4 protein-coding genes are annotated in these 6,741 nt (G+C 49.9%); all 4 read right to left on the bottom strand.

Annotation, left to right across the window (positions count from 1 at the left end):
- Positions 1-1,874: T1SS-143 repeat domain-containing protein (locus tag BM231_RS26030; protein WP_244527220.1), on the bottom strand; the 1,874-nt coding region annotated here is incomplete at its 3' end.
- A 369-nt stretch (positions 1,875-2,243) separates the two neighbouring features.
- Entirely contained in the window at positions 2,244-3,149 is a 906-nt protein-coding gene (locus BM231_RS26025; RefSeq protein ID WP_093524243.1) for a transglutaminase-like cysteine peptidase, read from the bottom strand.
- A 28-nt stretch (positions 3,150-3,177) separates the two neighbouring features.
- Positions 3,178-4,485 (bottom strand): HlyD family type I secretion periplasmic adaptor subunit, encoded by a 1,308-nt coding sequence (locus BM231_RS26020; RefSeq protein ID WP_093524241.1) that lies wholly within the window; start codon positions 4,483-4,485, stop codon positions 3,178-3,180.
- Position 4,486: 1 nt separating this feature from the next.
- Entirely contained in the window at positions 4,487-6,664 is a 2,178-nt protein-coding gene (locus BM231_RS26015; RefSeq protein WP_093524239.1) for a type I secretion system permease/ATPase, read from the bottom strand.
- Positions 6,665-6,741 lie beyond the last annotated feature (77 nt).

Raw genomic sequence — 6,741 nt, 5'->3', positions numbered from 1 at the left:
TCCTCATCAATGGAAATCGCAAAGACTGCATCACCATCAGCGCCACCAGCACGGCCAACAACAAGACCGTTTTCCAGATAAAGCAGAATATCAGTGCCAGAAGTGGTCTGAAGACCTGAGGTGGTATCATCAATACTCAGCGTAACCGCATGCGTCGCACCATCAGCCCCATCATCATAGGCAAAGTCCACCACGTTATCACGGGCAAACTGCGCCACCATGTCATCATCTGAACCGGGGTTCAAAACACCTGCAAACAGATCAGACACTGCAGTATCAGTGGTGTCGTCATTATCAAGACCAGCACTCTCATCAACCTGAACGTACTTGTTCACCTCAATCGACGTGATCTCCGCCATGTCGTCATCGACAATCACAGTAAAGCTAGAACTGACTGTATCGCCATCACTGTCCGTAACAACAAAGTCAAAAGTCAGGTTGATGTCGTCTTCACTATTGGCTACCGAATGGTCGAGGCTGCCCAAAAGCTCGAAGGTGTATGTGCCCGAACCATCATCATCAAGCGTCACAGTAAAGACAGTATCGCCATCCTCGCCTTGTGTTGCTGTTAGCTCAGTGCCATCTGCACTAACCGTGTAAACAAGCGCAACACCGCCAGATGTCAGCCCTTGAGGAGCTGTTGGAGTTCCCTCAAACTTGACTGAGCGATCACCAACACCCCCTGCCTCACTGTCAGCGTCATCCGCACCCCAATCAATATCAAGGGAGGCTGTAACTTCATGAGAGGTCGCTGGTGCATCACCATCTGCATCATCATTGCCGTTACCGATATCCGGAATACCATCTTCATCGACAGTACCTATGGTTGGCTCGCCAATCTCAGGCAGATCATCAGCAACATTAACAATCAGGAACGAGTCTGCGGAATCTCCATCAGCATCAAACGCCTGGAAACCAAACTCCAGCTCCAAAATATCTTTCACATCTGCTTCCAGATGATCCAGATTGCCGTGAAGCGTGAAAGTATACTCACCAGATTCCGGGAAGGTGTTCAGCAACACCTCAAAAACAACCTCGCCACTTGGCAACTTGGCAGTAAGCAACTGGCTGCCTGCACCAATCTCATTGGCAGCATCTACAGCAAGGTCCTGCACTTCATAAGTTAGCGGTTGTCCATCAGCAGTCAGAGGGATTGGGTTTCCCGCCCGGTCGACTGGAGCACCGGCATCGAGTTGAAACGCCAATGAACGCTCGCTCACACCGTCCAACCCAAAATCAATATTCAGATTGCCTGTAAAGGATAACGGCCCTTTTCCAGCATCAGCCCACTCAGTTTCATCAAGTGCGCCAATCTCTGCAATGCCAGCCACAGGCACATCATCAACGTCCTGTTCAGGATCATCCGCAGCTGCTGCAGCACCGGCATTATCTTCTGGTCTCAGGAGATCATTGACATTCAAGCCTGGCCCCAGCGGACCACCATCAGGGTTGTCATCAAAATCTTGTCCTGAACTGTTTGGATCTTCCAACTGTTCAGCAATCGGTGTTCCATCGCCAGCAGCGGTTTGGAGCGTATCAACCGGTAAGATTTCAACAAGCGCTCCAAATTCTTCAATCGTCAGCGTTTGAGTATCACTCAGGATCAGCGATCCGTCAGTCTGATCTCCAGCAAAGAACCCCTCAACAAGAAGCGTCCCTCCATCAGAAAACAGGATTTGCAAGCTCTCACCGTAGCGGAACAGGCTAACAGGCACTTCCAGCATCTGGCTGAAGTCAACCAACTGCCCCGGCTGCCGAACAAGAACCTCCGACTGGCCTTGGGTGACAATTCCAATCTTCAACGTTTGAGAAGGAATAGCTGCCTGGGAAGTGTTGGTGGCTGTGATCGTAGTAGACGCTTGACGCTCTGACATTTTAGCAAACCCGACGCATAAACAGTTTTAATAAAATTTTAGCAATTGCGCCGATAATTTTGCCAATCATGATAAAAGTCAAATCATTTCCTTAAGGAATTTTTAACATCGTTAATTCCGTCACAGTCCGGCAACACCCTGAATTCGCACGTTTCTGCGACCAAGGTTTTAATTTGATTAAATTTTATTGAGTATTTTACTTTTTGTTAAACACCGCTCCCTATACAGGGTAGCGAAGTTATTAACGGGAAATGCCGTTTTCTGGAGAGTAAAGCTCAGGAAAGAAGGGTATTTTCAAACAAAAAAAGAGCGCGTTCTTTGCCCCTTGCAACGCGCTCTTGATAGATTTTTAAAAATAGATTCGCGGTTCTAATTAAACGCGCGTGTCATTGCGGCAAGAGATGTAAATTTCACCTTTTGCGGAAGCTGTTGGCCACTACCAGCCACATGCACCCATTTATAGTTTTTGGTATCCTGCTTGAGTGCAACCCGGCCAAAGCGGTTATCAAGCACATACTCTCCGCCTTTATAAGAGAGACTGAGGATTGCATGATACTGGCCGATCTTCGTGTCATAGACTGCAACCACCTTCATATCTTCCGCAGGAATACCCAGTTCCCTCAAGGTCCAATACTTTAAGACAGCATAGTCCTCGCAGTCTCCTCTGCGCTGACTCAGCGTTTCAATTGGTGAGGCCCAATAATCGCTGCGCCCCCAAACCTGCTGATCACTCTTATAGCTGATGAGTGCGTTGATCCCACGATTTACATAGGCAAGCTGCTTATAGCGCGGAAGTTTACGCGCGGCTTTAATCAGATTGCCCCAGGTATTTAAAACGCTAACCTCACATTTATCGCTACTATTCAAACACTTAGAAGAGCCCGTAATCCGATCCATCTGAGTTGTAATGATGTTCCAGCGCCTGTCGATGGAAGTTCCGGCAGTAGAACGAACCATACGCTGTAGATTACGTGTGGGAGTATTCAACTCAGTATTAGAACCATGCGCAGATGCTGTTTCAATGGCAGGTAGCTCAGGCTTGGCCATTGGAACAGGCAATCGCACTTTGGCAACAAGAACTGGCTCAGGAGTAGCAACAGAAGCAAGATCGGTTGGAAAATATGGAGTTTGAGGCTCCAATGCAGCAGCCGCAGAAACAAATTGAGAAAATCCAAGCGCAATACCGGCAAACCCAAGAACTGCAGCTTTGTAGACGCAATAATCCTTCGTTACCGCACGGCATTTGCCGGCGGTCCAAAACCTATTACAAAACATCCTGACGCCCCTTGTCAGGCGTTCGGAATTATCTCTCGCGAAGTGCTTCCGAACGCACTTTGTTTATAGGCTTAAGGATATAATCCAACACGGTTTTAAAACCGGTTAAAACATCAATTGAGGCCACCATTCCTGGTATTATTGGTAAAGGATCCGTTTCCGTCCCAAGATAGTTTTTATCTGTTCTGACATTGACTTTAAAAAATCGATTACCCTGCTCGTCCTTGGTGGAGTCCGCAGCGATCCTTTCCAGCTTGCCTTTCAGACCTCCATAAATGGAATAGTCATAGGCAGTGATTTTGACCGTAACCTCTTGACCTGGCCTAAGAAATGCCACGTCCTGAGGACTAATCTGCGCTTCAATCAGAAGCGTATCTTCCAGCGGAACAATCTCGACTAAAGGCTCTCCAGGCTGCACCACAGCCCCGATTGTGGATATATTCAATTGATTAACCACACCGTAGACAGGGGCCTCAAGATCCGTCCGCTGAACCTTGTCTCTGGCCGCCTTAATGGTCTCATTTATTACCGCAAGTTCAGCACGCGCAGCCGCTAGTTCCTGACGTGCTTTGGCGTGGAACACCGTCTGCGCATTGGCAATGCGCTCTTCCGCTTCCTGTCCAGCTGACGTGACACGCCGGATAGAGGCATTCAGCACCTCCAGACTGCCCTGCGCTTCATCAAGCTGGCGCTTAAGACGTAGGAACTCAATCTCAGGAAGCACCTTGCGTTTGAAGAGACGCTCATTAATCTCCACTTCACGCGCCAGCGTCTCCATGGTGACAGCGGTTTTACGTTTCTCAGCAAGCAGCTCTTCCAGCTCTTGCTCTCTCTGCAAACGCTGATTTTTCAAAAGGGAAATTTCACTCGTGAGCTGCAGGTTGCGCGCCTGATAGACCTGCTCTTCTTCAAACGTGTGACCCGGCGCATTGGTTGTAAGCTCACCAGAAAGCTCCAGAGGCACACCACTTGCTTCCGCCATCAACCTCTCAGCACGTGCCAAAAGGCTCCACTGGCGCTGCTGAAGCTCACCTAGCTGCGAAGAAAAGCCTGTATCATCCACCCGGACAACAACGTCCCCCTTTTGAACGATCTGCCCCTCTTCCACGAGAAGAGACTTTACAATGCCCTTTTCAGGCGCCTGTACAATCTGGATCTGGCTGGACGGCACAACCCGCCCCTCACCACGTGTAACCTCTTCAAGCTCAGCTTGAGAGGCCCATGTGATCCCAGCAGCCAAAGCCACGAAGACAATTAGAATGACACGCGTGGCAGCACGAGGAGGACGGGTCTGCAAACTTGCACGGATATCGGTTGCGTAATCCCAGTTCTTCATCTCACACACCCTCCGCGCGACGCTGGCGCTCTTCGTTCCGCGCCGCACCAAGGGTACGGAGCTTCTCAATCACGAAATCCCGTGGTCCATCTGCCACAAGCTGCCCCCTATCAAGGGCAACCAAACGGTCTGTAAGCTGCAATAAGGAAGTTCGATGAGTGCTAATGATCATCGTGGTATCAGGCGAGTTGTACTCTCGCAGACGCTCCAGCAACCGACGCTCCGACGCTGTATCAAGATGACTGGACGGCTCATCTAAAAACAACAAACGCGGTTGGCGCAGCAACATTCTGGCGAGCGCGACGCTTTGCTTCTGCCCGCCTGAGAGCAAACGGCCCCCCTCACCCACCTGCATGTCAAACCCATGAGGATGTGTCGCAACAAAATCCTCAACGCCTGCAATATGGGCGGCACGATAGATATCTTCATTGGAAGCCTGAGGCCGTCCGACAACGATGTTCTCTCGCAGGCTGCCACTAAACAACACATTGTCCTGTGACAGGAACCCGACACCATCGCGCAGATCTGCAGGATCGTACTGCCGCGTATCAATCTTATCGACCAGAATTGCACCATCTGAGGGCGTATAAAGTCCGGATAACAAACGCCCAACCGTCGATTTACCGGCACCCACACGTCCAATAAGCCCGATCGTCTCTCCGGGCCGAACCTCAAAGCTCACATTGCGCAAAGAATCTTCGGCGGCCTCAGGATAGCGAAATGACACATTTTGGAAGGAAATCGCACCAGACGTGATGCGGCTGTTTACATAAGTCCGATTTGGTCTGCGTTCCGCAGGTAGATCCATTAGACCAGACAGCATCTTGTAGGAATGCATGGTCTGACGCAGTCGTGTCAGCGTACCCGCTATTGATGACAAAGGCGCAAGAACACGCCCCGAAAGCATCATCGCGGCAATCAGCCCACCCATATTCACAGCGCCGTCATTGACCAGATAAACACCCCAGACAACGATGCAGATGGACACCAGAGCCTGCGCAAAGCCTGTCAGCGACTGGGCCAATGTAGACCAGTAACGCCCCTTCAAAATAGCTGCAGCACTAGAGGCAACAGACCGCTCCCACTTGATCTGCATAGAGCTCTCGGCATTCAACGCGCGAATGGTATCGATATTCGCGATACTTTCCACCAACACGGAATGACGCATCGCGCTTTCCTTTGTGGCCTGATCAACAGAACCAGCAAGCGCAGGCTGAACAAGTAAGTTGATCAGAATAACCACCGGAACAGCAGCAAGCGGCACATAAGCAATCGGCCCAACAATCAGGAAAAGCACCATGATGAACAAGCCGATGAAACACATATCAATCAATGCCACCAAGGAGGAGGACGTGAAGAACTCACGAACGGTCTCAAACTCCTTGATGTGATTAGCAAACTGTCCGGTCGATCCTGGTCGGTTCTCTAGATCAAGCCCAAGAGCGTGCGAGAAAATTCGCGATGCAATGGCCAGATCCGCCTGTTTGCCGGTCATATTGATGATTGAGCTACGCGCGGTCTTCAAAATACCATCAAACACCAGAGCAAGAAGTACACCTGCCGCAAGTGCCCAGAGTGTTGGAATAGCAAAGTTTGGCAGCACACGGTCGTAAACATTCATAATGAAAAGCGGTGAGGCCAACGCCAGACTATTGATAACCAGCGCAGCAATTGCAACGTGGATGTAATCCTTCCAGAAGCCTGCAATAACACTCCAGAACCAATGACCGTCCCTGCCTGATCCCATGCCATTATTCTCAGACGTCATATTAACGGGCTTAAAGAAGATACCATGTCCGCTATAAAGCTTCTCAAGCGCAGCAATTGAGAGAATTTGCTGCTCCTCTGGCCTCTCCGCATCAACAATCGAAGCATGACCAGTACTCTCATTTAGTTCCTTCAAAATACGAAGGCTTCCATCCTCAAACACAAGTATCGCAGGCAATGAAATCGCAGGTATCGTTCCAGCCTTTTTTTTGACCGTGACCGCCCTCATTCCGCAATTCGAGGATGCTCGCTCAATCAGTTTGATGGAAAGCCGCTGACCATCGTAAGGTAACCCAGCCAAAATGACAGAGTCGGTTGCGTAGTTACCGTAGCTTCTGGCGATGTACTTGATCGCCTCGATAAGCGGATCTTTGATGGTCACTTCAGCAGAGTTTTCAGTCTCGACGGTCATTTACAGTCTCATCATTCTTAACGACAAAAGGGAGCCGCAAAGGCTCCCTTCCTGAAGAAAATTTCGGCTATGCGTGC

It is taken from the genome of Pseudovibrio ascidiaceicola (assembly GCF_900114245.1).
In the GTDB taxonomy this organism is placed as follows: Bacteria; Pseudomonadota; Alphaproteobacteria; order Rhizobiales; family Stappiaceae; genus Pseudovibrio; species Pseudovibrio ascidiaceicola.
This window is presented reverse-complemented; position numbering and strand designations above follow the sequence as displayed.

Excerpts from the sequence above, each read along its gene's own strand:
- BM231_RS26025 (WP_093524243.1), bottom strand. The coding sequence starts at position 3,149 with ATGTTTTGTAATAGGTTTTGGACCGCCGGCAAATGCCGTGCGGTAACG.
- BM231_RS26020 (WP_093524241.1), bottom strand. The coding sequence starts at position 4,485 with ATGAAGAACTGGGATTACGCAACCGATATCCGTGCAAGTTTGCAGACC.
- BM231_RS26015 (WP_093524239.1), bottom strand. The coding sequence starts at position 6,664 with ATGACCGTCGAGACTGAAAACTCTGCTGAAGTGACCATCAAAGATCCG.